This window comes from Nocardiopsis alborubida, from assembly GCF_012396365.1.
GTDB classification, from domain to species: Bacteria; Actinomycetota; Actinomycetes; order Streptosporangiales; family Streptosporangiaceae; genus Nocardiopsis; species Nocardiopsis alborubida.
Genome location: NZ_JAAXPG010000018.1, coordinates 48,793 through 75,308 on the forward strand (window position 1 = coordinate 48,793; position 26,516 = coordinate 75,308).

At 72.7% G+C, this 26,516-nt stretch carries 25 protein-coding genes; 9 read left to right on the plus strand and 16 right to left on the minus strand.

All coding sequences use genetic code 11. The features are described 5' to 3' along the window. Window positions 1-29 precede the first annotated feature (29 nt). The 4 genes from HGB44_RS19150 to HGB44_RS19165 all read left to right on the plus strand — a co-directional run bounded on the left by HGB44_RS19150 (window position 30) and on the right by HGB44_RS19165 (window position 4,312). Window positions 30-1,022 carry a carbohydrate ABC transporter permease gene (locus HGB44_RS19150; protein WP_061079560.1) on the plus strand — a complete coding sequence of 331 codons (993 nt, stop codon included), beginning with the start codon at window positions 30-32 and terminating at the stop codon, window positions 1,020-1,022. Then, the gene (locus HGB44_RS19155) at window positions 1,019-1,987 is read left to right on the plus strand and encodes a carbohydrate ABC transporter permease (RefSeq protein ID WP_061079559.1); all 969 of its coding nucleotides are present in this window, start codon (window positions 1,019-1,021) and stop codon (window positions 1,985-1,987) included. Before HGB44_RS19150 ends, HGB44_RS19155 begins: the two co-directional genes overlap by 4 nt. A 149-nt stretch (window positions 1,988-2,136) precedes the next feature. Then, window positions 2,137-3,609 carry a glycoside hydrolase family 3 protein gene (locus HGB44_RS19160; protein WP_061079558.1) on the plus strand — a complete coding sequence of 491 codons (1,473 nt, stop codon included), beginning with the start codon at window positions 2,137-2,139 and terminating at the stop codon, window positions 3,607-3,609. Between the two features lie 238 nt (window positions 3,610-3,847). Continuing rightward, complete coding sequence (locus tag HGB44_RS19165; RefSeq protein ID WP_013151707.1) at window positions 3,848-4,312, plus strand: RrF2 family transcriptional regulator; 465 nt, start codon at window positions 3,848-3,850, stop codon at window positions 4,310-4,312. Window positions 4,313-4,417: 105 nt separating this feature from the next. Here the strand turns inward: HGB44_RS19165 and HGB44_RS19170 are convergent, their stop codons facing one another. The 9 genes from HGB44_RS19170 to HGB44_RS19210 all read right to left on the minus strand — a co-directional run bounded on the left by HGB44_RS19170 (window position 4,418) and on the right by HGB44_RS19210 (window position 15,211). Continuing rightward, entirely contained in the window at window positions 4,418-4,774 is a 357-nt protein-coding gene (locus HGB44_RS19170; RefSeq protein WP_013151706.1) for a helix-turn-helix domain-containing protein, read from the minus strand. A gap of 159 nt (window positions 4,775-4,933) precedes the next feature. Continuing rightward, window positions 4,934-5,482, minus strand: a complete 549-nt coding sequence (locus tag HGB44_RS19175; RefSeq protein ID WP_061079557.1) for a CinA family protein — start codon at window positions 5,480-5,482, stop codon at window positions 4,934-4,936. Continuing rightward, window positions 5,479-6,084, minus strand: coding sequence for a CDP-diacylglycerol--glycerol-3-phosphate 3-phosphatidyltransferase (pgsA, locus tag HGB44_RS19180; protein ID WP_061079556.1), 606 nt, complete (start codon window positions 6,082-6,084; stop codon window positions 5,479-5,481). Before pgsA ends, HGB44_RS19175 begins: the two co-directional genes overlap by 4 nt. After that, window positions 6,081-7,523, minus strand: coding sequence for a 30S ribosomal protein S12 methylthiotransferase RimO (gene rimO, locus HGB44_RS19185; protein ID WP_061079555.1), 1,443 nt, complete (start codon window positions 7,521-7,523; stop codon window positions 6,081-6,083). Before rimO ends, pgsA begins: the two co-directional genes overlap by 4 nt. A gap of 177 nt (window positions 7,524-7,700) precedes the next feature. Next, the gene (locus tag HGB44_RS19190; protein ID WP_061079554.1) at window positions 7,701-8,840 is read right to left on the minus strand and encodes a helix-turn-helix domain-containing protein; all 1,140 of its coding nucleotides are present in this window, start codon (window positions 8,838-8,840) and stop codon (window positions 7,701-7,703) included. A gap of 233 nt (window positions 8,841-9,073) precedes the next feature. Next, on the minus strand, window positions 9,074-11,590 hold the full coding sequence (locus HGB44_RS19195; protein ID WP_061079553.1) for a DNA translocase FtsK: 2,517 nt from the start codon (window positions 11,588-11,590) through the stop codon (window positions 9,074-9,076). A 235-nt stretch (window positions 11,591-11,825) separates the two neighbouring features. Beyond that, complete coding sequence (locus HGB44_RS19200) at window positions 11,826-13,511, minus strand: ribonuclease J (RefSeq protein WP_061079552.1); 1,686 nt, start codon at window positions 13,509-13,511, stop codon at window positions 11,826-11,828. Further along, on the minus strand, window positions 13,508-14,479 hold the full coding sequence (gene dapA, locus HGB44_RS19205; RefSeq protein WP_061079551.1) for a 4-hydroxy-tetrahydrodipicolinate synthase: 972 nt from the start codon (window positions 14,477-14,479) through the stop codon (window positions 13,508-13,510). Before dapA ends, HGB44_RS19200 begins: the two co-directional genes overlap by 4 nt. 351 nt (window positions 14,480-14,830) lie before the next feature. Then, entirely contained in the window at window positions 14,831-15,211 is a 381-nt protein-coding gene (locus HGB44_RS19210) for a phage holin family protein (RefSeq protein ID WP_082768262.1), read from the minus strand. Between the two features lie 96 nt (window positions 15,212-15,307). On the opposite strand from HGB44_RS19210, the gene HGB44_RS19215 reads away from it, so the two are divergent. The 5 genes from HGB44_RS19215 (at window position 15,308) to HGB44_RS19235 (ending at window position 18,726) form a co-directional block, all read left to right on the plus strand. Continuing rightward, window positions 15,308-15,862, plus strand: coding sequence for a GNAT family N-acetyltransferase (locus tag HGB44_RS19215; RefSeq protein ID WP_061079549.1), 555 nt, complete (start codon window positions 15,308-15,310; stop codon window positions 15,860-15,862). Between the two features lie 141 nt (window positions 15,863-16,003). Next, entirely contained in the window at window positions 16,004-16,876 is an 873-nt protein-coding gene (locus HGB44_RS19220) for a 1,4-dihydroxy-2-naphthoate polyprenyltransferase (RefSeq protein WP_061079548.1), read from the plus strand. A 94-nt stretch (window positions 16,877-16,970) separates the two neighbouring features. Then, window positions 16,971-17,651, plus strand: a complete 681-nt coding sequence (locus HGB44_RS19225; RefSeq protein WP_061079547.1) for a hypothetical protein — start codon at window positions 16,971-16,973, stop codon at window positions 17,649-17,651. Further along, the gene (locus HGB44_RS19230; RefSeq protein WP_168444068.1) at window positions 17,638-17,931 is read left to right on the plus strand and encodes a hypothetical protein; all 294 of its coding nucleotides are present in this window, start codon (window positions 17,638-17,640) and stop codon (window positions 17,929-17,931) included. Before HGB44_RS19225 ends, HGB44_RS19230 begins: the two co-directional genes overlap by 14 nt. A gap of 111 nt (window positions 17,932-18,042) precedes the next feature. After that, window positions 18,043-18,726 carry a class I SAM-dependent DNA methyltransferase gene (locus HGB44_RS19235; protein ID WP_061079571.1) on the plus strand — a complete coding sequence of 228 codons (684 nt, stop codon included), beginning with the start codon at window positions 18,043-18,045 and terminating at the stop codon, window positions 18,724-18,726. Between the two features lie 117 nt (window positions 18,727-18,843). Here HGB44_RS19235 and dapB read toward each other — a convergent pair whose 3' ends face one another. From dapB to HGB44_RS19270, 7 genes are all read right to left on the minus strand, one after another. Further along, a complete protein-coding gene (gene dapB / locus HGB44_RS19240) occupies window positions 18,844-19,587 on the minus strand; it encodes a 4-hydroxy-tetrahydrodipicolinate reductase (RefSeq protein WP_082768261.1) in 744 nt (247 codons plus the stop codon). A 136-nt stretch (window positions 19,588-19,723) separates the two neighbouring features. Next, window positions 19,724-20,701, minus strand: a complete 978-nt coding sequence (gene egtD, locus HGB44_RS19245) for an L-histidine N(alpha)-methyltransferase (RefSeq protein WP_061079544.1) — start codon at window positions 20,699-20,701, stop codon at window positions 19,724-19,726. Between the two features lie 65 nt (window positions 20,702-20,766). Then, on the minus strand, window positions 20,767-21,510 hold the full coding sequence (gene egtC, locus HGB44_RS19250; RefSeq protein WP_061079543.1) for an ergothioneine biosynthesis protein EgtC: 744 nt from the start codon (window positions 21,508-21,510) through the stop codon (window positions 20,767-20,769). Beyond that, a complete protein-coding gene (gene egtB / locus HGB44_RS19255) occupies window positions 21,510-22,850 on the minus strand; it encodes an ergothioneine biosynthesis protein EgtB (protein ID WP_061079542.1) in 1,341 nt (446 codons plus the stop codon). The genes egtC and egtB overlap by 1 nt, the downstream gene beginning before the upstream one ends. Next, a complete protein-coding gene (egtA, locus tag HGB44_RS19260; RefSeq protein WP_061079541.1) occupies window positions 22,847-24,133 on the minus strand; it encodes an ergothioneine biosynthesis glutamate--cysteine ligase EgtA in 1,287 nt (428 codons plus the stop codon). The genes egtB and egtA overlap by 4 nt, the downstream gene beginning before the upstream one ends. 213 nt (window positions 24,134-24,346) lie before the next feature. Then, the gene (locus HGB44_RS19265) at window positions 24,347-25,225 is read right to left on the minus strand and encodes an arylamine N-acetyltransferase family protein (protein ID WP_061079540.1); all 879 of its coding nucleotides are present in this window, start codon (window positions 25,223-25,225) and stop codon (window positions 24,347-24,349) included. Between the two features lie 180 nt (window positions 25,226-25,405). Beyond that, the gene (locus HGB44_RS19270) at window positions 25,406-26,485 is read right to left on the minus strand and encodes an ABC transporter ATP-binding protein (RefSeq protein ID WP_061079539.1); all 1,080 of its coding nucleotides are present in this window, start codon (window positions 26,483-26,485) and stop codon (window positions 25,406-25,408) included. Window positions 26,486-26,516 lie beyond the last annotated feature (31 nt).

Below are 26,516 nucleotides of genomic sequence, written 5' to 3' on the forward strand. Positions count from 1 at the left end.
GGTCGGCCCACGCCTCGATTGAGAAGACCATGGCACAAACCGTCGAACCAGCGACCGCGCGCGAGCGCGAGGAGGCCGTGAAGGCCCCCGCCTCCGAGTCCGCCCCGCGCCGCCGCACGCTTCCCACCCCGTACCTGCTCATCGCCCCGGCCCTGATCCTCCTGGCGGTCGTGCTGCTGTGGCCGATCGTGCAGATGGTGTGGTACTCGCTCACCAGCTTCACCACCCGCAACCTCCTGCCGAACCAGCCCGGGCCGACCTGGAACGGCTTCGCGCACTACCAGGCGCTGCTGACCGACCCCGAGTTCTGGGGGATCCTGCGCAACACGGTCGTGGTCTGCGTGCTGATGGTCGGCATCACGATGGTGCTGGGCACCCTCGTGGGGCTGCTGCTGAACAAGCTCCCCAAGTGGTTCTCGGCGTTCGTGGCCCTGGGCATGATGCTCGCCTGGGCCACCCCCGCGCTGAGCGCCTCCCTGGTCTTCCGCTGGCTGTTCCTGCCGGAGCGGGGCCTGGTCAACGTCATCCTGGACCGGATGCCGGACTGGCTGGTGGGCAGCGGATGGCTGGAGTACAACTGGTTCCTCGAACCGCTCCCGCTGTTCACGATCCTCATCACCGTGATCGTCTGGCAGTCCTTCCCCTTCGTGGCCGTCTCCGTGCTCGCCGGGCTCAAGAGCATCCCGTACGAGCTGTACGAGGCCGCGAGGATGGACGGCGCGGGCGGCTGGAAGGCCTTCTGGAACGTCACGTTCCCGATGCTGCGCCCGCTGTTCGCCCTGCTGCTGGTCCTCCAGATCATCTGGGACCTGCGCGTGTTCACCCAGCTGTACATCCTGGCGAACAGCTTCCAGAACAAGGACGTCTACCTGCTCTCGTACTACATCTACCAGCAGGGCTTCAGCGCCAGCCCGGCGAACTACGGCATGGGCTCGGCGATCGCGGTGGTCATGACCGTGATGATCCTCGCCGTCACCGCGTACTACCTGCGCATCATGATCCGCCAGGGGGAGACCCGATGACCGCGATCGACCAGACCTCCGCCAGCGCCGTCCGCGAGCGCGCCACCGGGGGCGCCGGGACCGGCGGCCCGAGCCGCCCGCCGCGCGTCCACCGCCGCGGCCCGCTGCGCCGCCTGCGCCGTCTTCCGCTGTACCTGGCCGGCCTCGCGGTGTTCCTGTTCTCGGTGTTCCCCGTGTACTGGATGATCATCACGGCCTTCAAGCCGGTGGGTGAGATCTTCACCCGCGACCAGACGATCTTCCCGGCGGCGCCGACCCTGGAGCACTTCGACCGGGTGCTCAACGGCCAGCTGATCCCCGGGGTGAACTTCTGGCAGTTCCTGGGCAACAGCCTGTTCCTCACCGTGGCCTCCGTGGCCATGGGCGCGTTCCTGTCGCTGCTGGCCGCCGTGGCCGTGGCCCGGTTCCGCTTCCGGCTTCGCACCGCCTTCATCATCCTGCTGCTGGTGATCCAGATGGTGCCGATGGAGGCGATGATCATCTCCATCTTCATCAACTTCCGGCAGCTGTCCGACATCAGCGGCGTGGAGCTGCTCGGCAACCTGTCCGGCCTGCTCATCGTGTACACGGCCGTGTCCCTGCCGATCACCATCATGATGCTGCGGGGCTTCGTGGCCGCGGTGCCCAAGGAGCTGGAGGAGGCCGCGGCCATCGACGGCGCCAACGCCTGGACCATCTTCTGGCGCATCCTGATGCCCCTGGTCGCGCCGGGCCTGGTGGCGGCGAGCATCTTCGCCTTCATCACCGCGTGGAACGAGTTCATCGTCGCGCTGACGTTCCTGGGCCGCAGCACCGACAACTACACGCTGCCGCTGACCCTGTCCTACTACTTCGGCCGGTTCGGCACCGAGTGGGGACCGATCATGGCCGCCTCCACCCTGCTGACCATCCCCGTGATGATCTTCTTCCTGTTCGTCCAGCGGCGCATGGTCTCCGGCCTGACCATGGGCGCGGTCAAGGGCTGACCGCCCCTCCCGCCGGGCGGGTCCCGCGACGGACACCGCGGGTCCCGCCCCGGGCGCGCGCTCCGCCCCTTCGCTCTCCCTCCCTCCGCTTCTCCGCCCTTCGTCTGCCCGACCACGGGCACCCCTTCGCTCACCGAACGGAGTTCGTCATGCCGTACGACCCGACCCTGGCGCGTCTGGCCAACGCCACGCTGCTGGTGCCCTTCGAGTCCTACCAAGCCCCGCGCTGGGTCCTGGAGGGTCTGGCGGACGGGATCTCCGGCGTCTGTCTGTTCCACAACAACCTGGACGGTCCCGAGCAGGTGGCCGCGCTCAACGCGACCCTGGCCGGGGTCACCGACACCCCGCTGATCTCCCTGGACGAGGAGGGCGGCGACGTCACCCGCATCGGCCAGGCGCAGGGCAGCGACTACCCCGGCAACGCGGCCCTGGGCGCGGTGGACGACCCCGGCCTGACCCGCGCCACCCTGCGCTCCCTGGGCGGGCGCCTGGCCGAGCTGGGCTTCAACCTGGACCTGGCGCCCTCGGTGGACGTCAACGTCGCCGACGACAACCCGGTGATCGGCACCCGCTCCTTCGGCTCCGACCCCGAACTGGTGGCCCGCCACGCGGCCGCCGCCGTGCTGGGCCTCCAGGAGGCGGGCGTGGCCGCGTGCGCCAAGCACTTCCCCGGCCACGGCGCCACCTCCCAGGACTCCCACCACGTGCTGCCGCGCGTGGAGGCCGACGCCGACCTGCTGCGCCGCCGCGAGCTGCTGCCGTTCCGCGCGGCCGTGGAGGCGGGCGTCCGGTCGATCCTGACCGCGCACATCGAGATGCCCGGCCTGGGCGGCGACGGCCCCGCCACGCTCACCCCGCGCATCCTCAACGACCTGCTCCGCGGCGAGCTGGGCTTCACCGGCACCGTGGTCAGCGACGCCATGGACATGCAGGGCGTCAGCGGACAGATCGGCATCCCCGAGGCCTGCGTGCGCGCGGTGGCCGCCGGGGTGGACCTGTTGTGCCTGGGCCGGTTCGTCTACGCCGACCAGGTCGAGCTGATCCGCGCCGCGCTGGTGGGCGCGGTCCGGGAGGGCCGCCTGTCCGGGGAGCGCCTGGAGGAGGCCGCCGGGCGCAACGCCGAGCTGCGCACCTGGATCCGCGCAGCCCAGACCCGGCGCTCGGACGTGCCCGCGGCCGACGGGGTGGGCCTGGTCGGCGCCCGCCGCGCGGTGCGCGTGGAGGGAGACCTCCCGGCGCTGGCGGACCCCTACGTGGTGGAGGTGGACGCCCCCTCCGGCATGGCGGTGGGCGAGGTCCCCTGGGGCCTGTCCCCCTGGTTCCCGGGCACCGAGCGGGTCTCCCCCGACGTCGCGCACGCCGACCGGCTGGCCGCCAGCGCCCGGGACCGCGACCTGGTCGTGGTGGTGCGGGACGCGCACCGCTACCCCTCCGCCCAGGCGCTCGTCAACCGCCTGCTCAGCGCGCACCCCGACGCCGTGGTGGTGGAGATGGGCCTGCCCATCTGGCGGCCCGACTGCGGCGCGCACGTGAGCACCTACGGCGCCGCGCACGTGAACGGGCTGAGCGCGGCCGAGCTGCTGGGGGCTCCGGTCGGCGCCCCCTCCCCCGGCGTGAACTGAGCCTCCCGGCTCCGCTCCCCGACCCGGCCGGTCCGCGACCGGCCGGGTCGGCGCGTTCCGGTGACGGACGTCACCGCGGCGGACATACTGGGACGGGACACCCCCGGGAGCGGGAACGTCACCGATGTCCCCGCAACCCGGTAGGAGAAGTACCCTTAGCCTGAAGCATCCCGGTCGTCGGCGTTCCCGTCGGCGCCCGGTGCCCCATTCGCCCACTTAAACACGGCATAATCACAGCATGCGCCTTTCAGCCCGGGTCGACTACGCGCTACGCGCGGCGGCGGAGCTCGCCGTCGCCGACGAGGGGCCGGTGACGGCCGAACAGCTCGCACGCGCGCAGGCCATCCCCGGAAAATTCCTCGAGAACATCCTCACCCAGCTACGCCGGGCCGGTCTGGTACGCAGCCAGCGCGGTCCCGTCGGCGGCTACTGGCTGGCCCGTCCGGCGGGGGAGATCTCCCTGGCCGACATCATCCGCGCGGTCGACGGACCGCTCGCCAACGTGCGCGGGGAACGCCCCGAGCACGTCGACTACGACGGTGCGGCCCGCAGCCTCCAGCAGGTGTGGATCGCCCTGCGCGCCAGCGAGCGCGCGATCCTGGAGGGCGTCAACCTCCAGCACCTGGTGACCAACGAGCTGCCCGAGACGGTGCGGTCGTTGGCCGAGGACCCCGAGGCCTGGGTGAACCACACCCACCGCTGACGGCCGCCCCGCGCGAAGGCCCCGCGAACACAGAAGGAGCCGACCGGATGGTCGGCTCCTTCTTCGTGGTCACGGTGACGATGGACGGACAGTTCCGAGGAGGGGTCAGACCCCCACCATGTCGGCGACTTGGGGAACGCGATCCGGTACCGGGTCGATGCCGAGGTCCTGGGCGGAGACGGGGTCGGTCGTGACCGCGTCACCCAGCAGCGCGGCCTCCTGGAGCTCGGCGAGGGCGAGCTGGTCGGAGACCTCTCTCAGTACCTGCGAGAGCGGGACGCCGAGCGCCCCGCAGATCGAGGAGAGCAGTTCGGAAGAGGCTTCCTTCTGCCCGCGCTCGACCTCCGACAGGTAACCGAGGGATACACGTGCATCGGCCGACACCTCACGGAGGGTGCGGCCCTGGCGCTGCCGGAGCCGCCTGAGCACGTCACCAAGTAGGTGACGAAGCAGGACCATCATTCGCGCTCCCTCCCACCGGTAGCGACCTTCATATACACCACCGTACCTGCCCCACGCCCGATTCGGGCACCTCTTGCCGTCCTGTTCGCTGGAGGGGGAACCCCGCCCGGGGGTGCTTTTGTTCCCAAGGGTGGGGAAAGGAAGAACAGCCCGGAAGGTTTAACTCCGGGTGTTTTCCTCCGTGCTCCCGCGCACAGCCGAGTCCAGGAGCAGCAGCGCCCCCTCGACCGTGCGGTATCGGATACCCGCACGGTCCCCGGTGAAACGGAAACGGCGGCCCCGGCTGGCGCCGTCGGGCGTGGCGACGGCCACGAAGACCGTGCCGACGGGCTGGCCGTCCTGGGGGTCGGGTCCGGCCACGCCGGTCACCGCGACGCCGTAGTCGGAGCCCAGAAGGCGGCGGACGCCGAGCGCCATGTGCTCGGCCACCTCGGGGTGGACGGCTCCGTGCTCGGCCAGGAGGCCCCCGGGCACGCCCAGGACACTGTCCTTGGCGTCGGTGGCGTAGGCCACGACACCGCCCCGGTAGGTGCCCGAGGCGCCGGGGATCGCGGTGAGGTGGGCACCGATGAGGCCGCCGGTCAGCGACTCGGCGGTGGCACAGGTGGCGCCGGCGGCGAGCAGGGCCCGGTGGGCGGCCCCGGCCGCGGCGAGCGCTCCGGCACGCGGGTCCTGGTCGGAGCCCGGGAGGCCCTGCTCCCCCGTCACTCGGTGTGGCCCTTGCGGGCGCGCACCGCGCGGACGGCGTCGAACACGTAGGTCAGGCCGGTCCACAGGGTGACCACCAGCGCGGCGGCCATCACGATGTGCGCGAACCAGACGAAGACCTCGCTGAAGGGCAGCACCTGGAGCGGGAAGAGGTAGACGCTGATCGCGACGATCTGGAGGACCGTCTTGAGCTTGCCGCCCTGGCTGGCGGGCATGACCACGTAGCGCAGGACCGCGAAGCGCAGCGCCGTGATGCCCCACTCGCGGACCAGGATGGCGATGGTCACCCACCACCACAGGTCGCCCTGGAGGGAGAGCACCACCAGCGCGGAGCCGGTGAGCGCCTTGTCGGCGATGGGGTCGACGATCTTGCCGAAGTCGGTGACCAGGTTGCGGCGGCGGGCGATCTCACCGTCGACCCGGTCGGTGATGGCGGCCAGCACGAAGACGGAGAAGGCGGCGAACCGCCACCAGGAGCCGTCCAGGAACATGAACCACACGAAGAGCGGCACCATGACCAGGCGGCTCATCGTGAGGATGTTCGCGATGTTCCACAGCGGAACGTGGGGGGCGGGGGTGGCCGCGGGGTCGGGGGTGCTCATCTGTCCGCGGCTTCCCCGTGGGTCTCGTCCTGTTCCGCGATGAGGTCGGCGCCGGCCGACTGGATGACGGTGGCGCGCACCAGGTCGCCGACGGCGAGGCCCTCGCCGTAGAGGATCGTGCTGCCGTCCACCTCGGGGGCCTGGTGCTCGGCGCGGCCCTCGTAGGCCCCGTCCTCCAGCACCGTCTCCACCAGGACGGTGACCTCCGAACCGATCCGCTCCTCGGCGCGCTGGGTCATCAGCTCCTCGGAGAGCCGGTTGAGCCGGTCCACGCGCTCGGCGACGACCTCGTCGGGCAGCTTGCCCCCGTGGTCGAAGGCCTCGGTGCCCTCCTCGTCGGAGTAGCCGAACACGCCGATGGCGTCCAGCCGGGCCTCGGAGAGGAAGGAGACCAGGTCCTCGAACTCGGCCTCGGTCTCGCCGGGGAAGCCCACGATGAAGTTGGAGCGCGATCCCGCCTCGGGGGCGCGCTTGCGGACCGTGTCCAGCAGCTCCAGGAAGCGCTCGCGGTCGCCGAAGCGGCGCATGCGGCGCAGCAGGGTGCCGCTGGCGTGCTGGAAGGACAGGTCGAAGTAGGGCACCACGCCGGGGGTTCCGGTGAGCACGTCCACCAGACCGGGGCGGACCTCGGCGGGCTGGAGGTAGCTGACCCGGACCCGCTCCAGGCCCTCGACGGCGGCCAGACGGGGCAGGAGCTTCTCCAGGGCGCGCACGTCGCCCAGGTCCTTGCCGTAGGACGTGGAGTTCTCGCTGACCAGGAACACCTCGCGCACGCCCTCGGAGGCCAGCCACTCGGCCTCGCGCACGATGTCGTCGGGGCGGCGGGAGAGGTAGGCGCCCCGGAAGGTCGGGATGGCGCAGAAGGTGCAGCGCCGGTCGCAGCCGGAGGCGATCTTGAGGTTGGCCACCGGTCCGCCGACCAGGCGGCGGCGCGGGACGGAGGCGCGGTAGGGCAGCTCGGTGCCCTCGGCCCCGGCGGCGTCGGCGAAGCTGGCGTGGCCGGGGACGTGGGCCTGGGAGGCGTCGCGCTCGGCCGGGCTGATGGGCAGCAGCGTGCGCCGGTCGCGGGGGTCGTGCGGGACCAGGGTCCGCCCGGCCACGACGTCGTCGAGCCGGTCGCTGATGGCGGCGTAGTCGTCGAAGCCGATGACCTGTGCCTCGGGCAGGGCCTGGGCCAGCTCGGAGCCGTAGCGTTCGGCCATGCACCCGGCGGCGACGACTCTGCCGCCGTTCTCCGCCGCTTCCAGGAGGGTCTCGATGGAGTCCTGTTTGGCCGCGTCGATGAACCCGCAGGTGTTGACGATGGTGACGTCGGCCTCGGTGTCGCCCTCGACGAGGTCCCAGCCGCCCGCGGACAGGCGCCCGGCCAGCTCTTCGGAGTCGACCTCGTTACGCGCACACCCCAGGGTGACGAGTGAGACAGTACGGCGCGATGACATGGCTTCCAAGCGTGTGGGAGAGCTTCGGGTGGCGCGGGGGGCCGTCCCGGACCGGACCGCTCGGCCGTGCTCGGTACACGGCGTCGCCTGGCGCCGCCCGCAGCCCCCCACATTACCTTGGTCGGCTCACCCGCCCGTACCCCGGCCCGGAACGTTCCGGGCCGGGGTACGGCACGGTCACTGCCGCACGCCGTCCGGGCCGATCACGATCTCCTTGACCTCGCCGGGAAGCCCGAGGGGGCCGGAGTTCTCGCCGTCGACGGTCACGCTGACCGCCCCGGCGTCGCCGACCCACAGGTTGAGCATGTCCTCGGTCACGTAGTCCTTGACGTCGCCCTCCAGCAGGTAGCCGACGTAGAGGTCCTCGCCCTCGGCACCGGTGACCTCGACCCAGCTGCGCCCGGAGGCGTTGAGTTCGACGGTGAACTCGACGGGCTCCTGCGCCGCCGCGGCCCCCTCCGCCCCCACGGCGGAGTCGACGGTCCTCTCGGTGGTGGAGGAGTCGAAGGCCGAGCGCAGCGGGTTGCCCGCGTCCCAGTCCTGCCAGGTGCGGATCCCGACGAAGAGCGCCAGGAGGAAGATGGCCCCGACCACGGCCCAGGGCCAGTGGCGTCGGACCGCGTCGGCGGGCCGCTGCCGGGCGGCGACGACCACGGGGCGGGCGACGGGGGCTCCCCCGCCGTGCCTGCCGGCCTGGTGCCTGCCGCCCTGCTGCCTGTTGCCCTGGTGCCCGCCGCCCCGGCGTCTGCCCTCGGGGGCCCCGGCCTCGGGCGCCCGAACACGGGGGCGGCGCCCCTCGGTGGTCTGGCGGGGACCGGGGATCCACCCGGCCCGCCGCGGCCTGCGGGGTTCCTGGTGCTCCTGGTGCTCCTCGTCGGGCTGGCGCGTCAGGAACTGCCTGCGTTCGAAGTGCCCCCAGCGCTGGGCGCCGACACCGGAGTCGTCCTCGCCGAAACGGTGGGCCATCACCGCCTCCCCGTCCTCCCCGGGACGGAGCTCGGCGCGCGCGGCGGCGGCCGCCCGCGCCGCCTCGGGCACGGAGGCCGGGTGGCGCTGCGGCGGGACGAAGGCGGGTATGGCGCGGGACGCGTGCTCGCGGTCGTACTCGGCCAGGAGCGGCGCCGGGTCCAGGCCGAGCGTGCGGCAGACGCGGCGGATGTGGCCGCGTGCGTAGAAGTCCCCGCCGCAGGAGAAGAAGTCCTCCTGCTCGATGGCCGTGAGGACGGGTTCCCGGATACGTGTACGGATGCTGAGGTCCGCGACCGTGTACCCCGCCGCGACCCGGGCGGCGGACAGGGTCTGACCGATCGTCGCCATGCGCACTCCCCCCGCGACTGTGTGTAGCTGCAAGAGACCACTCTGCCGTCCGGGGCGCTTTCGCGCAGGTCACCACGCCCCATGAAGCCTCCAAGATCCCACCAAATCGGGCATGCCCGTTTTTAAGGGATGCCAGTGGAGTTTCAGGAAAGGCCGTAACACGGGGCCGGAAGCCCGACTTGCCGGGCGCGGGTCGGCACCCTGACGCCGCCGCGCGGACGCGGCGGCGCGGATCAGGAACCCCGGATGTCGGCCAGCACGGCGGGCAGCTCGTCGGGCTGGACGAGCACGTCGCGGGCCTTGGAGCCCTCGCTGGGGCCGACCACGTCGCGGCTCTCCATGAGGTCCATCAGGCGGCCCGCCTTGGCGAAGCCCACGCGCAGCTTGCGCTGGAGCATGGACGTGGACCCGAACTGGGTGGTGACCACCAGCTCGACCGCCTGGAGGAGCAGGTCGAGGTCGTCACCGATGTCCTCGTCGATCTCCTTCTTCTTGGCGTCGGGGACCGCCACGTCCTCGCGGTAGCTGGGTTCGGACTGCTTCTTGCAGTGGTCGACGATCGCCCGGATCTCCTTCTCCGAGACCCAGGCGTTCTGGAGGCGGATGGGCTTGCCCGCGCCCATGGGGAGGAAGAGCGCGTCGCCCTTGCCGACCAGCTTCTCGGCGCCGGGCTGGTCGAGGATGACGCGGCTGTCGGAGAGGCTGGAGGTGGCGAAGGCCAGGCGGGAGGGCACGTTGGCCTTGATCAGGCCGGTGACGACGTCGACGCTGGGCCGCTGGGTGGCCAGCACCAGGTGGATACCGGCGGCGCGGGCCAGTTGGGTGATGCGCACGACGGCGTCCTCCACGTCGCGGGGGGCGACCATCATCAGGTCGGCCAGCTCGTCCACGATGACCAGCAGGTAGGGGTAGGGCTCGTACTGGCGCTCGCTGCCGGGCGGGGCCGTCAGCTCCCCGGTGCGCACGGCGGCGTTGAAGTCGTCCACGTGCCGGTACCCGGAGGCGGCCAGGTCGTCGTAGCGCCGGTCCATCTCCCCCACCACCCACTGGAGGGCCTCCGCGGCCCGCTTGGGGTTGGTGATGATGGGGGTGATCAGGTGCGGGATGCCCTCGTACATGGTCAGCTCGACCCGCTTGGGGTCGACCAGGATCATCCGCACCTCGTCGGGGGTGGCGCGCATCATCAGCGAGGTGATGAGCCCGTTGATGCAGGTGGACTTGCCCGCGCCGGTGGCGCCGGCGACCAGGACGTGCGGCATCTTGGCCAGGTTCGCGACCACGTTGGAGCCCTCGACGTCCTTGCCCAGGCCCACGAGCATGGGGTGGTCGTCGGAGGTCGCGGCGGGCGAGCGCAGCACGTCGCCCAGGCTCACCAGGTCCTTGTCGGTGTTGGGGATCTCCACGCCGATCGCGGACTTGCCGGGGATGGGCGACTGGATGCGCACGTCCGCGCTCTTGACCACCAGGGAGATGTTCTTGGCCAGGGCGGTGACCTTCTCGACCTTGACCGCGGGGCCCAGTTCGATCTCGTAGCGGGTCACCGTCGGCCCGCGTGTGAAGCCCGTGACGTCGGCGTCGATGTTGAACTGGGTGAGCACCCCCGACAGGGCGTCGACAACCTCGTCGTTGGCCTTGGTGCGCGGCTTGACCGGGCTGCCGGGCTTGAGCATGGTCGGCGCGGGCAGCTCGTAGTCGCCCTCCACCACGCGGGAGGGGATGGTGAGCTGCTCGGTGGTGGCGGGGGCCGGAGTGGGGTCGGGGACCTCCCGCTTGGCGCGTGCGGCCCTCTTCCCCTTGGCCCCGGCCTCCTCCGCGGCCGCGGCCGCGACCGGTTCCGGGCCCCCGGCACCGGTCCGCGCGGCCTCCTCCTCGTCGGTGAGGGCGGGGGCGACGGGCTCGTCGGGCAGCACCGGGCTGTCGTAGGGGCGCTCGTGGTCGCCCGCGACCGTGCCCGTCCTCTTCCTGGGTCCGCTCTTTCGCGGTTTGGCGGGCTTCTTCTTCTCCGCGCCCAGCAGGCCGATGCCCGAGTCGGGACCGGTGTCGCGCTCCATGAGCACGCCGAACAGGGTCTGGAGGCGCTCGGGGATACGCCGGATGGGGGTGGCGGTGACCACGAGGATCCCGAAGACCAGCACCAGGGCCAGCAGGACGCCGGTCAGCCACGGGGTGACGACGGCGCTGAGCGGCCCCGAGGCGACGAAGCCGATGAGCCCGCCGGCCTCCTGGAGGGCGCCCAGCCCCTCGGAGGGCTGCGGGATGCCGTGGGCGATGTGGATGAGGCCGAGCAGGCCCAGCATGATCGAGCTGAAGCCGATGAGCAGCCGTCCGGCGTCGCCCTCCTTGCTGTCGCCCGGGGTGCGCATGAGCCTGACCGCGATCGGCAGGAACAGCAGCGGCAGGATCGGCGAGAACGTGCCGAAGGCGCCGACCACGACCGCGCGGGTGTACTCCAGGAGCAGCCCGTCGCTGTTCCACCACACGGCGGCGGCGATGAGGACGCCCGCGGCCAGCAGGACCAGCCCGGCGCCGTCGCGGCGCAGGTCGGGGTCGAGGCCGCGCGCGCCGCGGCCGACCGCGCGGGCGGAGCCGCCGACGGTGTGCGCGACGAGTTTCCACAGCACCAGCAGGAACTGGCCGAACATGGTGACGGCGAAGGCGATGGGTCCGTCGGGCATGCGCTTCTTCGCCGCGGGCTTGCGCGCGGCGGGCTTCTTGCGTCCGGAACCGCCGGAGGAGGCGCGCGTGGCCATGGGGTCACCTCCAGGGGACGGGGTCGTGCTGACGGTCGGGCAGGACGGCCCGCCACGGCGGGCAGCCTACTGCGGCGTCCACCCCGGGCGCCCGTATCCCGCGCGGCGTGTCGCCCGAACACCGCTGTGCGCCCCGTCCCACCGCGGGCCCGGCCCCGCCCCGGCCCCGGAGACGCGAACGGCCCGTACGCGCCGCGGGGCAGCGTCGGGCCGTTCGTCGTCGTCGGGTATCCGGTCAGACCTCGACCAGGACGGGGATGATCATGGGCCGCCGCCGGTAGGTCTCGTTGACCCAGCGGCCGGCGCTGCGGCGGATGAGCTGGCGCAGCTGGTGGGGGTCGTTGACCCCGTCCCGGGCCGCCTTGTCCAGCGCGTCCTGGATCCGGTCGATGACGTCGTCGTAGGCGTCGGCGCCGATGCCCGCGCCCCGCGTGTGGATCTCGGGATCGCCCAGGATCTTGCCGGAGCCGGAGTCCACCGCCACGACGACGGAGATGAACCCCTCCTCGCCGAGGACCCGGCGGTCCTTGAGCGCGGCGTCGGTGACGTCGCCGACCGAGGAGCCGTCCACGTAGACGTACCCGGCCTGCACCGCGCCGACGATCCTGGCCCGGTTCTTGTGCAGGTCGACGACCACGCCGTCCTCGGCGATGACGATCCGGTCGCTCGGGACCCCGGTCAGCTTGGCCAGGTCGGCGTGGGCGCGCATGTGCCGCCACTCGCCGTGCACGGGCATGAAGTTGCGCGGGCGCACCATGTTGAGCACGTACATCAGCTCGCCCGCGGGCGCGTGGCCGGAGACGTGCACCAGGGCGTTGCCCTTGTGCACGACCTTGGCGCCCCAGCGGGTCAGGCCGTTGATCACCCGGTTGACGGAGTTCTCGTTGCCCGGGATCAGCGACGAGGCGAGCAGGATGGTGTCGCCCTCCTCGATGCGGATCTGGTGGTCCCGGTTGGCCATGCGGCTGAGCGCGGCCATCGGCTCGCCCTGCGAGCCCGTGCACACCAGGAGCACCTCGTCCGGGCGCATCTGGTCGAGCTGCTTGACGTCGACGACCGTGTCGCCGGGGATGCTCAGGTAGCCCAGGTCGCGCGCGATGTTCATGTTGCGGACCATGGAGCGGCCCACGAACGCGATCTTGCGCCCGTGCTGGACGGCCGCGTCGATGACCTGCTGGACGCGGTGCACGTGCGAGGCGAAGCAGGCCACCACGACGCGCTTCTCGGACTGCCGGAACACCTTGTCGATGGCCTCGGTCAGGTTGCGCTCGTTGACGATGAAGCCGGGCTGCTCGGCGTTGGTGGAGTCCGACAGCAGCAGGTCCACGCCCTCGTCGCCGAAGCGGGCGAACCCGGCCAGGTCGGTCAGGCGCCCGTCCAGCGGCAGCTGGTCCATCTTGAAGTCGCCGGTGTGCAGCACCGATCCGCCCGGGGTGCGGATGCCCACGGCCAGCGCGTCCGGGATGGAGTGGTTGACCGCGAAGAACTCCAGGTCGAAGGGGCCGAAGTCGTGCCGCTCGCCCTCCTCCACCAGGACGGTCTCCGGCTTGATGCGGTGCTCGCCGAGCTTGGCGGTGATCAGCGCCAGGGTGAGCTTGGAGCCCACGATCGGGATGTCGGCCCGCTCGCGCAGCAGGAACGGCACGCCGCCGATGTGGTCCTCGTGCCCGTGGGTGAGCACGACCGCCTCGATGTCGTCGAGCCGGTCCCGGATGTACTCGAAGTCCGGCAGGATCAGGTCGACGCCGGGCTGCTCCTCCTCGGGGAAGAGCACGCCGCAGTCCACGATGAGCAGGCGCCCGTCGTACTCGAAGACCGTCATGTTGCGGCCGATCTCACCGAGGCCGCCCAGCGGCACGATGCGCAGCACGCCCTTGCCCAGGGGCGGCGGCGAGCTCAGTTCGGGGTGCGGGTGACTCATACGGATCCCTCCGTGAGGCGCTCGACGGCGACGGCGCTGGCGGGGACGGCCTGGTGCGGGGCGAGCCCGATCGGGCCCTTGACACCCGCGGCGGCCAGGTCCTCGCGCAGGAGTGCCTGGAGCTCGGCGGAGGCGTCGGCGAGCGGAGTGCGGACCGGCCCGGAGGGCAGGCCGAACAGGTTGAGGACGGCCTTGGTCGTGATGACGCCCTGGGTGCGGAACATGCCCGTGTAGACCGGCGTGAGGCGGCGGTGGATGGCCAGGGCCTGGCCGACCTCGCCCTTCTCGAAGGCGTCGATCATCTCGCGCAGGTCGGCGCCCACGATGTGGCCGACGACGCTGACGAACCCGGCCGCGCCGACGGACAGCAGCGGCAGGTTGAGGATGTCTGTGCCGCAGTAGAAGGCCAGGTCGGTGCGCTCCATGACCCAGGAGCTGGCGCCGACGTTGTCCTTGGCGTCCTTGTTGGCGACGATGCGCGGGTGCTCGGCCAGGCGGACCAGGGTCTCGGAGGCGATCGGCGTCCCGGTGCGGTGCGGGATGTCGTAGAGCATCACCGGCAGGTCGGTGGAGTCGGCGATCGACGTGAAGTGCCGGATGAGGCCTTCCTGCGGCGGCTTGTTGTAGTACGGGGTGACGGTCAGCAGACCGTGCGCCCCCGCCTTCTCGGCCGCCTTGGCCAGCCGGATGCTGTGGCGGGTGTCGTTGGTGCCGACCCCGGCCACGATCGTGGCGCGGTCGCCGACCGCCTCCAGGACGGACCGGAGCAGCCGGTCCTTCTCGTCGTCGCTGGTGGTGGGCGACTCGCCGGTGGTGCCGCTGATGACGAGGCCGTCGTTGTGCTGCTCGTCGACGAGGTAGGTGGCCAGTCGGGCCGCGCCCTCGTAGTCGAGTTCCCCGTCCTCCAGCATCGGAGTGACCATCGCGGTCAACATCTTGCCGAACGGGCGGTTCTTGGTGTCCATCATCGTGTGTGAAAGGCGTGCGGACCGCCGCCCTCGGGCGGTGGGGTCCGTGGTTGCCCCTCCTCCTCTCGGTGTACTCCGAAACAGTTGTGGTCTCCCGTGCGGACGTTTCGGGCACGGGTGGTCGGCGCTGCGTGTGCGCCACCGCGACCGGCGGATGCGCGACGGTCGCGGGAAAGATCTGTGGTGCCCCGGTGGCGGGGACTCGGGGCCGGGCCCCGTACGGTCCACCGTCCTCGTGGGTCGAGGTTGGTGGGCCCCGGCAAGACGAACCTACCCGCCCCGGGCCCGTGCCATCCGGCCGGGCCCGGGGGCCGCCCGCAGTTCAGGGCGGACGGGGTCCGTAGGAAGAGGCTAGTCGTCGTTGCCGTCGGGCAGGAACATGCTGAGCAGCCAGCTGACGATGGTGACGACGATCGCGCCCCAGAAGGCGGGCCAGAACCCGTCGATGTGGAAGGGAAGGTCGAACAGGCCCGCGATCCAGTTGGTGAGCATGAGCAGCAGCGCGTTCACCAAGAGGCCGATCAGCCCCAGGGTCAGAGCGTAGAACAGGCATCCGACCGTTTTGACGATCGGTTTGATCACCGCGTTGACCACGCCGAAGATGGCACCGACGGCGAGGTAGACCAGGATCTGGCCGACCGTGTCCTGTGCGGTGACTTCGATGCCGTCGATCAGGAGGACAGCCGCCCAAAGGGCGAGCGCGTTCACGATAACTCTGATAATGAGGCTCACAACGTAGATGTTCGCATGCTGTGGCAAGGTCCGGAAACTCCGGCGTAGGTGATCTTGTCACCAGGCGTGTCGCCCACCCCCGAAGGAGAGTCCTCCGTGTCCAGTGCCCGGTTCGTCCGCCCCGCCCGTACCGCCGACGTGGAAGCGGTGGTCGACATCCAGGTGGCGTCGTGGCGGGCGGTGTACGGGACGCTGCTGCCCGACGAGGTGTCGGGCGCGCTGGGCGGTGAGGAGGCCCGGGAGCAGTTCCGCGAGCGGTGGACGGCTGCCCTGGAGTCGCCGCCGACCTCCCGGCACCGGCTGGTGGTGGCCACCGACGAGGTGGAGGGGACGCGCACGGTCGTGGGCTTCGCCGCGTTCGGCCCCGCCGGGGACCCGGACCTGTGGCCCGCCACGGACGCGGAGGTGTTCGCCCTGCACGTGGACCCCGCCCGGGCGCGTCAGGGGCACGGCAGCCGCCTGGTGAACGCGTGCGTGGACCACCTGGTCGAGGACGGTTTCGGCACGCTGCACGTGTGGGTGCCCGAGGCCGACAACGTGCTGCGGGCGTTCTTCGAGGCCTCGGGGTGGCGCGCGGACGGCGCACGCCGTGAGATCGACATGGGCCGGCTGCTGCCGATGGTGCGCCTGCACGCGGCGATCTCCCAGTAGGGGGCGAGGAGGGGCGCGGGCGGGTCCGCGAACGGTTCCCGTGCCGGGGCGCGGGCGGGAGTGCCGCTGGCAGGGTCTAACGTGGGGTGGTTGTCGCGGCGCGCACGGGCGCGCCGGTGGTGAGCGGGGAGGGGCCGGAGCGTGGCCACGGTCAGTGAATGGGTCTCGGGGCTGCGCCCCCGTACGCTACCGAATTCGGTCGTTCCGGTGGCGGTCGGCACGGCCCTGGCCTTCGCCCTGGACGGGTTCGTCTGGTGGAAGGCGCTGCTGGCCCTGGTGGTGTCCATGGCGCTCCAGGTCGGCGTGAACTTCGCCAACGACTACAGCGACGGCGTCAAGGGCACCGACACCGAGGCGCGGACAGGGCCGACCCGGCTGACCGCCACCGGTCTGGCCGCCCCGAGGCAGGTGCTGGCGGCGGCCCTGGGCAGCTTCGCGTTCGCGGGGGCGGTGGGCCTGGTGCTGGTGGCCACGTCCTCGTGGTGGCTGCTGCTGGTGGGCGCCCTGGCGATCGCGGCGGCCTGGTACTACACGGGGGGCCGCAGCCCGTACGGGTACCGGGGCCTGGGCGAGGTCTCGGTGTTCGTGTTCTTCGGCCTCGTGGCCGTGGTGGGCACGGTGTTCGTACAGCTGGGCTCCGCGCCGTGGCAGGCCTGGGTGGCGTCGGTCCCGGTGGGCCTGCTGTCCTGCTCGGTGCTGGTGATCAACAACCTGCGCGACATCCCGACCGACCGCGAGACCGGCAAGGTCACGCTGGCCGTTCGGCTGGGCGACACCGGCACCCGCCGCCTGTACGGGGGCGCGATCGCGCTCTCCTACGCGGCGGCGCTGGTGCTGACCCCGGTGTTCTGGTGGACGCCGCTGGTGCTGGTGTCGGTGCCGCTGGCGGTGCCGCCGCTGCGGCGCGTGCTGGGCGGCCAGACCGGTCGAGACCTGGTACTGGGCCTGGGCGAGACGGGAAGGCTCCAGATGGCCTTCGGCGTGCTGTTCTCGGTCGGACTGCTCCTGGGGTGAGGCGGTGGCCGTCCGCAGCCGACGGGCCCTTCGTGAGCGGGCCCGGACGCGCCCGTGACCGCCAGGAGACCCACGGGCTCTAGCCTTCCGGGGCATGGCGACCCCCCGCACGACCGCCGTGGCCCTCATCGCCGCGGCGCTGACGCTGATCGCGACCGCCTGCTCCGGAGGCAACCCGGCCGAGGCTCCCCAGGGGCCCGAGGCCTCCCTCGACCACAGGACCGACCTCCCGGAGGGGAGCGCCTCCCCGACCGGGGCGACCCGGGAGGATCCGCCTCCGCCTCCGCCTCCCGTGCCCGGGGACGGCGGAGCGGAGGGGGACGGGGCCGAGAGCGGCGCGGCGGAGGATGACGGGGCCCGGGACGGCCGCGAGCCACGGGAGCCGCGCGACGAGGTGACCGTGCGGCGCGGGGGCACCGAGCTGGTCGTGGGCGTGCGCGAGCTGGTCAGCGGCGGGGCGACGGTCGAGCTGGTGCTGCGGATCCACAACGGCGGGGACGCCGACAGCCCGGCGTTCGCGGAGCTGGTGGGCTCGGACGAGGGCATGGCCGCGGTCGAGCTGGTCGACGCCGCCAACGGCAGGGTGCACCGCGTGGCGCGGGACGCCTCGGGCGGATGCGTCTGCTCCGACCCCGACCCCGCGCTGGTGCTGCGGCCGGGCGACACCGTGGAGCTCAGCGCGACCTTCGCGTCCCCGCCGGAGGACGTGGGGACGATGGACGTGCGCGTCCCGCTGGCCGGTACGTTCACCGGGGTGCGCGTTGTCCGCGGATGAGGGGCGGGGGGCTCCGGGGCGGCGGGGACCCCTCAGGAGGCGGTCCCTCGGCTTCCTCGTGCTGGCCGTCCTGGCCGCCGCCTACACCGCCTACCTCGGGTACGCCCTGCTGTGGGAGCCGCCGCAGCCCCCGCCCGCCGGGCACCGCGGTGAGCTGGTCGTTCCCGCGGTCAACGACGCCCCGGTGGCCACCGCCCCCGTCCTGGACCCGGAGGCGGGGGTGGAGGAGCTGGAGGCGCCCGTGGAGGACCTGGACCTGCCGGTGGCGGGCGCACGCTGAGACGACGCGCCGAACGCCGGGAGGCCGCGTTGGGCCCCGGTCCGGCGGGGAGGAGTTAGGATGCGCGCACCCCGGACACGCGCGTACGACACGGCAGGGAGAGACGACACCGTGCCAAGCGAGAACACCGCCCCCGACCCCCTCGACCGTCTTCCGGACCCGCAGGAGTGGGCACGGCGCTCGGCCCTCCAGGCCGCGGCGTTCGACGCGATCGGAGAACGCTACGACGAGGCCTTCCCCCGCAAGGAGGGCCAGGAGGACCGGGTCCGCCGACTGCTGGACCTGCTGCCGCCCGGTGCGCACGTGCTCGACCTGGGCTCGGGTACGGGCCTACCCACCGCCCGGCAGCTCGTGGCGGCGGGGGCGCGGGTCACCGGCTACGAGATCTCCGGGCGGATGGTCGAGATCGCCCGCCGCAACGTGCCGGAGGCGACGTTCGTCCGGGCCGACATCCTCGACCTGGACCCCTCGGAGTCCTCCTACGACGCCATCGTGGCGTTCTTCTCCCTGCTGTGCCTGCCCAGGGCCCGCATCCCCGAGGCGCTGAGCCGCGTCCGCGCCTCCCTGGTCCCGGGCGGCCTGCTGTGCCTGTCCATGGTGGAGGCCGACCTGGACGACGCCCCGATCCCCTTCCTGGGCACGGACATCCGGGTGTCGGGTTACCCGAACTGGGAGCTGCGCCGGGTGGTGGAGGGCGCCGGGCTGGTCGTGGAGGACGAGCGGGTCGTCTCCTACGAACCCGAGGGCGCCCGGCCCGAGGTCCAGGTGTTCCTCACCTGCCGCCGCGGCGCGTGAGACGGATCGGGGCCGCGCCCTGCCCGGCGCGGCCCCGCGCGGTGACCGGAAAGCGCCTCCGTCGGCACCGCGGGTCCGGCCCCGCGCATCACACCGGCAACGGTTCCGGTCGGCCCGCTAGTCCAGGTCGAGGAGGGCGTCCAGGCCCACGGTGAGGGGGTCGGAGAGGCCTCCCACCCCGCGCACGCCCAGCAGCACGCCCGGCATGAACGAGGTGCGGTTCATCGAGTCGTGCCGGATCTTGAGGGTCTCCCCGTCGGTGCCGAACACGACCTCCTGGTGGGCGATGAGCCCGGCGATGCGCAGCGCGTGCACCCGCACGCCCTCCACGTCGGCTCCCCGGGCGCCGGGGATCTCGGAGGTGGTGGCGTCGGGCATCGGGGCGGTCCCGGCCTCGCGGCGTGCCTCGGCGACCAGCTCCGCGGTCCGGTAGGCGGTGCCGCTGGGCGCGTCGGCCTTGTTCGGGTGGTGCAGCTCGATGATCTCGGTCGAGTCGAAGTACGGCGCGGCCCTGCGCGCGAAGTGCATCATCAGGACGGCGGCGATGCCGAAGTTGGGGGCGATGAGCACCTTGGCCCCCGGCTTCGCCTCCTGCATGCGGCGCACGCGCTCCAGTCTGGCCTCGTCGAACCCGCTCGTGCCGACGACGGCGTGGATCCCGTGGCCGATGAGCCACTCCAGGTTGTCCATCACCGCGTCGGGGTGGGTGAAGTCGACGACGCAGTCGGCCCCCAGCACCGCCTCCCTGTCGCTGGCGGCGTCCACCCCTGCGACGAGTTCCATGTCGTCGGCGCCCCGCACCGCTCGGACGACCTCTGACCCCATGCGCCCGTCGGCGCCGAAAACTCCTACCTTGAACACGGCACGAGCGTACCGGAGCCCGGGACGCGGGTCGTCGCGGCCCGGCCCGCGACGTGGGCGGACGGGCCGGCCGCGCCGCCGGTCAGCCTGTGAACCGCGCCACCGGTGGCGGAGGACCCGGCCCGGCCCTCCGGTGTCAGCGGACGCCGGCCAGGGTGAGCGCGAAGTCCCCGGCCGGGTCGGTCCACCAGTGGGCGGGGGCGAACCCCGCCTCCTCCAGCTCCGCGGTCAGCCCCTCCCTGCGGAACTTGGCGGAGACCTCGGTGCGCATCTCCTCCCCGGCTGCGAACTCGACCTCCAGGTCCAGGTCGGCGACCCGCACGCGCTGGTCGGCCCGGGAGCGCAGCCGCATCTCGACCCACTCCCGCTCGGCGTTCCAGCGCGCCACGTGGTCGAAGGCGCCCGGGTCGAAGTCGGCGCCGAGCCGGTGGTTGATGACGGCGAGGACGTTGCGGTTGAAGGCCGCGGTGACCCCCTGGGCGTCGTCGTAGGCGGCGACCAGGCGGGCGGGGTCCTTGACCAGGTCGGCGCCCAGCAGCAGCGAGTCGCCGGGACGCAAGGCGCCGCGGATGTCGCGCAGGAAGGCGGCGCGCGGCCCAGGCTCCTGGTTGCCGATGGTGGAGCCCAGGACGGCCAGCAGCTGGCGTCCTCCGTCCTCTCCGCCGACCGGCAGCAGTCCGAGGTGTTCCTCGAAGTCGCCGACGACGGCGTGCACGTCCAGGCCGGGATGGTCGTCGGCCACGCGGCGGGCGGAGGAGTCGAGGAAGTCGCCGCTGACGTCGACGGGCACGAAGCGGGTCAGACGGCCCCGGCGGCGCATCGCGTCCAGGAGCAGGCGGGTCTTGACCCCCGATCCGGAGCCGAGCTCGATGAGCGCCTCGGCACCGGCCGCGGCGGCGATCTCGTCGGCCCGCAGCTCCAGGATCGCGCGTTCGGCGCGGGTGGGGTAGTACTCGGGCAGGGTGGTGATCTCCTCGAACAGGGAGCTGCCGCGTTCGTCGTAGAACCACTTGGGCGGGAGTTGCTTGGGCCGCGCGGTCAGCCCCTCGGCGACGTCGGTGCGCAGCGCCTTGTCGAGGTCGTCAGCGGTCAGGTTTCGGTCAATCCGGAACATGGTGCCTCCTGTGTCCCCGAAGATGTACCCGGGACAGGTGGTGTCGGAAAGATGGGCGAGGCCGGTCAGTCGATCGGGCGGACCTCGGTGTGCTCCCCCGTGGCCGTGACCACCGAGTCCTGGGGGACCTCGCGCCACCCGGGAGCGTCGTCGAAGGGTTCGGAGGCAAGGAAGACCCCGCCGTCCGGCTCGCGCAGGGTGAACAGGGTGTCCCCGGCCGCGGTGGCGGCGAGGGTTTCGCCGTCGCTGGCCAGCAGGTTGTAGCGGCCCCCGGAGTGCTTGCGGGCCTCACGGACCACGGTGGCCAGGGTTTCGGACAGGTTCTGGGAGTTCCGCCACAGACGCACGGTGTGCGCGAACAGCGGCGCGGAGTCGAGCGCGGCGCGGGCGTCCAGCGCGCCGCGCGGCGGGGGCGCGGCGAACGCGGCGTTGAGCGCCTCGTCGTCCTCCACCGCGCCGTTGTGGCTGAACAGCAGCCGGTCGGCGCGGAAGGGCTGGGCACCCGACTCCTCCGAGCCGAACCCGACGGTGGCGTCGCGCACGGCGGCCACCACGCACCCGGAGGTGATGGCGCGGGCGGCGTCGGCGAAGGAGGCGTCACCCCAGACGGGCATGGCGCGGCGGTAGCGCAGCGGTTCGGCGCGGACGTCCCCCGGGGGGTACCAGCCGACGCCGAACCCGTCGGCGTTGACGGTGCCGTACCGCTGCATGCGCGGCGCCCAGGACTGGACGTGCAGCGAGTGGGGCGCCGCGTACAGCAGGTCGTGCACCGTGCGCGGCGGCCCCAGGTAGGCGAGGTGTCGGCACATCAGACGGGTTCCGCGTCGCGCGCGCAGCGGAACCCGCTGAAGATCTGCCGTCGGATCGGATGGTCCCAGTTGCGGAACGTGGCGCGGACCGCGGTGGGGTGGGTGGCCCAGGACCCGCCCCTCAGCACCTTGTACCCGTCGTCGAAGAACGCCTCCGAGTAGTCCTCGTACGGGAAGGCGCGGAACCCCGGGTAGCCGGTGAAGGTGGTGGAGGTCCACTCCCACACGTCGCCGATCAGCTGCTGGACGCCCAGCGGCGAGGCGCCGTCGGGGTGCAGTCCGGCCGGGGAGGGGCCGAGCCTGCGCTGGCCCAGGTTGGCGTGGCCGGGTCCGGGTCCGGTGTCGCCCCACGGGTAGCGCCGGGACCGGCCGCTGGCCGGGTCGAACCGCGCGGCCTTCTCCCACTCGGGCTCGCTCGGCAGGCGCTTGCCCGCCCAGGCCGCGTAGGCCTGGGCCTCGTGGAAGCACACGTGCTGCACGGGTTCGTCGGGGGGCACCATCTCCTGGCGGCCGAACCGGCGGCGGGACCACCCGGTCCCCTCCCTGGTCCAGAAGGCCGGGGAGAGGGCTCCCCGCCTCTCCTTCCACTCCCAGCCGTCGCGGGTCCACCAGCGGCGGGTCTGGTAGCCGCCGTCGTCCATGAACTCCTGGTAGGCGGCGTTGGTGACGAGCCCGGTGTCGATCCAGTAGGGGCCCAGGTCGACGGTGCGCGCGGGGCGCTCGTTGTCGTAGGCCCAGGGGTCGTCGTCGGTGCCCATGGTGAAGGGGCCCCCGGGCACGAACACCTCGCTCCGGACCGGCGGACGCAGCGCGGTGACCAGCCCGGCCTCCTCCAGCAGGACGGGTTCGCCCCTGCGGAGCTGGTGGGTGGCGAGCATGGTCTCGCCGTGCTGGTGCTCGTGCTGGATGACCATGTGGAAGACGAATCCGGCCTCCAGCAGGGACCGTTCGCCGTCCGGGCCGGTCCCCGTCCGGGAGAGGTCGGCGGCCTCCAGCGCGTCGAGCACCTCCCGGCGCACGCGCGCGTTGTAGTCGCGGGCCTCCTCGGGCCGCAGCAGCGGCAGGCTGACCCGTTCGGCGCGCGGGTTCTCGAAGGCGTCGTAGAGGGTGTCGATGTCCGGGCGCAGCGCCTCGCGCCCACCGGCGGCGCGCAGCAGCCACTGCTCCTCGTAGTTGCCCACGTGTGCCAGGTCCCAGACCAGCGGCGACATCAGGGGCGAGTGCTGGGCGAGCAGCTCACCCTCGTCGAGGGCGTCGAGGGTCAGCCCGTTGCTGCGGTCCCTGGCCCGGTCGAGTTCGGCGGCGATGCGCTCCTTGGCGAGCTCCTGTTCGTGGTTCACCGTGCTCCTTCCGCGTGTGCGGGGTCCGGGGCCGCGGACCGTGCGCGCTCCGACCGCGCCGGGCGCGGTACGGGCACGGCCGGCCGCGTGTCGGCGGGGCTGAGCCCGCGCCGCGTGTGGTGGTCGGCGTAGTCGTCGACCAGCGCGGCCAGGGAGGCGGCGCCCATGCGGGGCAGGGCCTCGACCGCGGCGTCGAAGCAGGCGCGGGCGCACCGGGCGACGTCGGGATCGGCCATGCCCAGGCGCGCGGAGCGCAGCCACAGGTGGCGGTCGGGGAAGCGGCCCCCGCACAGCTCCTCGGTGGCCTCCTCGGCCGCGGCACGGGCGCGGGGGTCGTCGAGCAGGGCGGCGGCGAGCGCCACCGGGGCCGGCCACCAGCGCACGGGCAGCGCGTCGATCATCCGCAGTTCCCACCAGCCGCGCGGGCGCACGGGCGGGAAGAGGGTGCTGAGGTGGAACTCCAGGTCGGCCCGGGTGACCGGGCGCGGGCCCTGTCCGCCGAGCCACTGGGCGAAGGTGATGCCCGGATCGGGGGTCCAGGGGCCCCCGCTCTCCGGGACCGCCAGGACCCTGGCGGCCAGCGCGTACTCGGCCCACGCCGTGGCGGGGTCGGCGGGGCTGCCGGAGTCCAGGACGGACCGGGTGCGGGAGGCGTCGGTGGCCGCCCAGATCGCCCAGCGGGTGGACTTCCACCCGGTGGGCCGGCCCCGCCAGACGGCGGAGTTGGCGAAGGCGGCGACGAGCACCGGGCCGAGCCGGTGGACGAGTTCCCAGCGGTCGCGGACGTCGTCGGCGTCCCTCCCCGTGTCCAGGCACACCTGGAGCGAGGCGGTGCTGCACATCATGGTGTAGCCGCTGGGCTGGCGGTGATGGGCGAAGAAGCGCTCCATCGCCGTGTACCGGGCCTCCCGGAGCTGGCGCCGGGGAGGACGGACGGGGTCCAGGGCCGACTCGACCAGGTGGAGCCCGGCCTCGGCGAGGGCCTTGCCGATGTGGTCCAGGTCGGCGGAGAGCGCCGCGTGCGCCCGGGCCGGTCCCGGAAGGGCGGGCGAGCTGAGTTCGAGCTGTCCGCCGGGTTCGAAGGTGACGCCGCTCCCCGAGGGCGGTGGGCCGCAGGACTCCACCAGGGCGGCGAGGCGGTCGACGGGAACGGGTGCGGTCGGATCCGCGGAGTCGGCGACCAGCCATTCGGTCTCGGCTCCGACCTTCCCGGGAGAGCCGGTCTTGAAGCAGACGCCGTTGATGTACTCGTGGACGTCTTCCGTGGTCATGTGGTGGGCCATGGGATGTCCCCTCGCGAGCGGCCGCCCCCGCCGGGCGGCGCCCCGGTGATCCTGCCCATCCGGTCGTCATGCCGAACGTGCGCGATGTCCATGAATCTCCGCTGATGCCGCGACACTCCCGATACGGGCGGGAAGGCTGGGCGACGGGATGCCAGGTGGTAAGGGACGTCGCGGTGGGTGGGCGCACTCCCACCCACCGCCGTGTGATGACGGTCACACGCCGGTGAACTCCCGGAGGCGCTTCTCGACGACGGACTGTTCGTCCTGGTCAAGGCCGATGCCGAACACCTCATGCAACACCTGTCCCACCTCCTCCACGGGCACCTCGCGTTCCGTCCGGGTGCCGTCGGGCGCGGTGGTGGTCAGGGTGGTGTCCGTCAGCATGTGCTGGGCGCCCGGTCCGATGCGCTGGACCATCAGTCTGCCCAGGAACGGGGAGCGCGGGTGGCCGACCAGGAAGTGGCTGAAGATCGCGTAGTCCTGGCGCACCGCCGCCGCGGTGGCGAAGGAGTACAGCGGACGCCACTCCCGCCCGTCGAAGGAACGCAGCAGCCACTCGTCCTCGCCCACGTCGGACACGCGGTCCAGCCGCAGGCCCCAGCCGCCCTGGACCTCCTGGTGCCCGTCTGCGAGGGGGACCGGCTCCAGCAGGCCCCCGCCGCCGAAGCCGACGTCGGCCAGCCACGGCTCCCCGTCCAGGTCCACCCGGAGCAGGGAGTGGGTGGAGGGGCGCGGGCTCCCGGTCGCACCGGACAGGACGCGGGCGGTGAATCCGGTGACGGCGAACCCGAGCCGGTCCAGCACGGCCGCCAACAGGAGGTTCTGTTCGTAGCAGTAGCCGCCCCTGGGTCGGCGGACCATCTTGTCGACCAGAGCGGGCACGTCGAGTTCGACGGAACGGCCCAGCACGATCTGGAGGTTCTCGAAGGGGATCGCGGCCAGGTGGGCGCGGTGCACGGCGCGCAGGGTGTCCAGGGTGGGCGGCAGGTCGCCGGACAGGCCCACGCGGGTCAGGTAGGCATCCAGGTCCAGCTCCCGGCCGTGCCAGAAGTCGCGGTCGGTGGTGAGGCGCCCGGGGCGCGGCGCGGGCACGGAAGCGTCAGCGCCAGAAACGCGGTTTCATAGGACATATCGACCCCGAACCGGCTCCAGAACAGGGCTATTCCGACATAACCGACGCACCCTCCGGCCGCATTCGGCCAGGGGGCCGAGGTGTGATGAGGGCGATCGTGGAGACGTCCGCGGTCAGCGCGCCGTCACACCGGCGCGTACTCAGCCGGAGGCCGGTTCCCCCTCGCGAACGCGTCCGGTGGCGTCGGCCGCAGCCCAGTGGCAGGCCACCCTCCGTTCGGCGCCGCCCTCCAGGATCGCCGGGTCCACGGTGCGGCAGCGGTCGGCCACCCCGGCGCGCTCGGCCTCGCCGGAGGCCAGCACCGGACAGCGCGGGTGGAAGCGGCAGCCCCGGGGAACCCGCTTGGGGTCCGGCGGCTCCCCGGAGAGCACCACCGGTTCCCCCTCCGCCTCCGGCAGCACCGACAGCAGCGCCCGGGTGTAGGGGTGGGCCGGAGCGGCCAGGACCTCCTCCACTGTGCCCAGCTCCACCACGCGCCCCAGGTACATCACGGCGACCCGGTCGGCGATGTTCCAGGCAAGGCCCAGGTCGTGCGTGGCCACCAGGGCCGACAGCCCCAGGTCGGCGCGCAGGTCCAGGAGCAGCCGCAGGATCTCGCCGCGCACCGACGCGTCCAGGGAGGCCACCGGCTCGTCGGCCACCAGTACCTCGGGGTCGAGGATGAGCGCGCCGGCGATCACCACGCGCTGGCGCTGGCCGCCCGAGAGCTCGTGCGGGTAGCGGGGGAAGAACCGGTCCGGCGGGCGCAGGCCCGCCTTGGACAGCGCCGCGCCGACCCGCTCGGACTCGTCGGACACGGTGCCCTCGTGGATGCGCAGCCCCTCGGCCACGGACTCGTAGACGGTGCGGCGCGGGTTGAGCGAACCGGTGGGGTCCTGCTGAACCAGCTGCACCCGCTGGCGGTAGCGGCGCATGTCACGGGAGCCGTAGCGCAGCGGGTCGCCCTCGAAGGCCACGTCGCCGCCCGTGGGCCGCTCCAGGCCCAGCAGGACGCGGGCCAGGGTGGTCTTGCCGCAGCCGGACTCCCCCACCAGAGCCACGATCTCCCCCGCGGAGACGTCGAGGTTGACGCCGTCCACGGCGCGGGCGGTGCCCCGGCCGCCGCCGGGGGCGAACCCGGCCGCGAAGGCGACCTCCACCCCCCGGGCGCTCAGGACGGGGGCCGCCTCCTCCCCGCGGGCGGGCGGCGTCTCGTGGGGGTCGGTCTCGGTGGTGCTCACGGGCGCGTCTCCTCGGTGGGTGCGGCGGTCG

What these genes read in the sequence shown, in the direction of transcription:
- HGB44_RS19190 (WP_061079554.1), bottom strand. Translation starts at nt 8,840, where the DNA reads ATGGCGACGATCGGTCAGACCCTGTCCGCCGCCCGGGTCGCGGCGGGG.
- HGB44_RS19155 (WP_061079559.1), top strand. Translation starts at nt 1,019, where the DNA reads ATGACCGCGATCGACCAGACCTCCGCCAGCGCCGTCCGCGAGCGCGCC.
- egtD (WP_061079544.1), bottom strand. Translation starts at nt 20,701, where the DNA reads ATGTTCCGGATTGACCGAAACCTGACCGCTGACGACCTCGACAAGGCG.
- HGB44_RS19150 (WP_061079560.1), top strand. Translation starts at nt 30, where the DNA reads ATGGCACAAACCGTCGAACCAGCGACCGCGCGCGAGCGCGAGGAGGCC.
- HGB44_RS19160 (WP_061079558.1), top strand. Translation starts at nt 2,137, where the DNA reads ATGCCGTACGACCCGACCCTGGCGCGTCTGGCCAACGCCACGCTGCTG.
- HGB44_RS19225 (WP_061079547.1), top strand. Translation starts at nt 16,971, where the DNA reads ATGGCGACCCCCCGCACGACCGCCGTGGCCCTCATCGCCGCGGCGCTG.
- HGB44_RS19165 (WP_013151707.1), top strand. Translation starts at nt 3,848, where the DNA reads ATGCGCCTTTCAGCCCGGGTCGACTACGCGCTACGCGCGGCGGCGGAG.
- HGB44_RS19195 (WP_061079553.1), bottom strand. Translation starts at nt 11,590, where the DNA reads ATGGCCACGCGCGCCTCCTCCGGCGGTTCCGGACGCAAGAAGCCCGCC.
- pgsA (WP_061079556.1), bottom strand. Translation starts at nt 6,084, where the DNA reads ATGAGCACCCCCGACCCCGCGGCCACCCCCGCCCCCCACGTTCCGCTG.
- HGB44_RS19170 (WP_013151706.1), bottom strand. Translation starts at nt 4,774, where the DNA reads ATGATGGTCCTGCTTCGTCACCTACTTGGTGACGTGCTCAGGCGGCTC.
- egtC (WP_061079543.1), bottom strand. Translation starts at nt 21,510, where the DNA reads ATGTGCCGACACCTCGCCTACCTGGGGCCGCCGCGCACGGTGCACGAC.
- rimO (WP_061079555.1), bottom strand. Translation starts at nt 7,523, where the DNA reads ATGTCATCGCGCCGTACTGTCTCACTCGTCACCCTGGGGTGTGCGCGT.
- egtA (WP_061079541.1), bottom strand. Translation starts at nt 24,133, where the DNA reads ATGGCCCACCACATGACCACGGAAGACGTCCACGAGTACATCAACGGC.
- dapA (WP_061079551.1), bottom strand. Translation starts at nt 14,479, where the DNA reads ATGATGGACACCAAGAACCGCCCGTTCGGCAAGATGTTGACCGCGATG.
- HGB44_RS19200 (WP_061079552.1), bottom strand. Translation starts at nt 13,511, where the DNA reads ATGAGTCACCCGCACCCCGAACTGAGCTCGCCGCCGCCCCTGGGCAAG.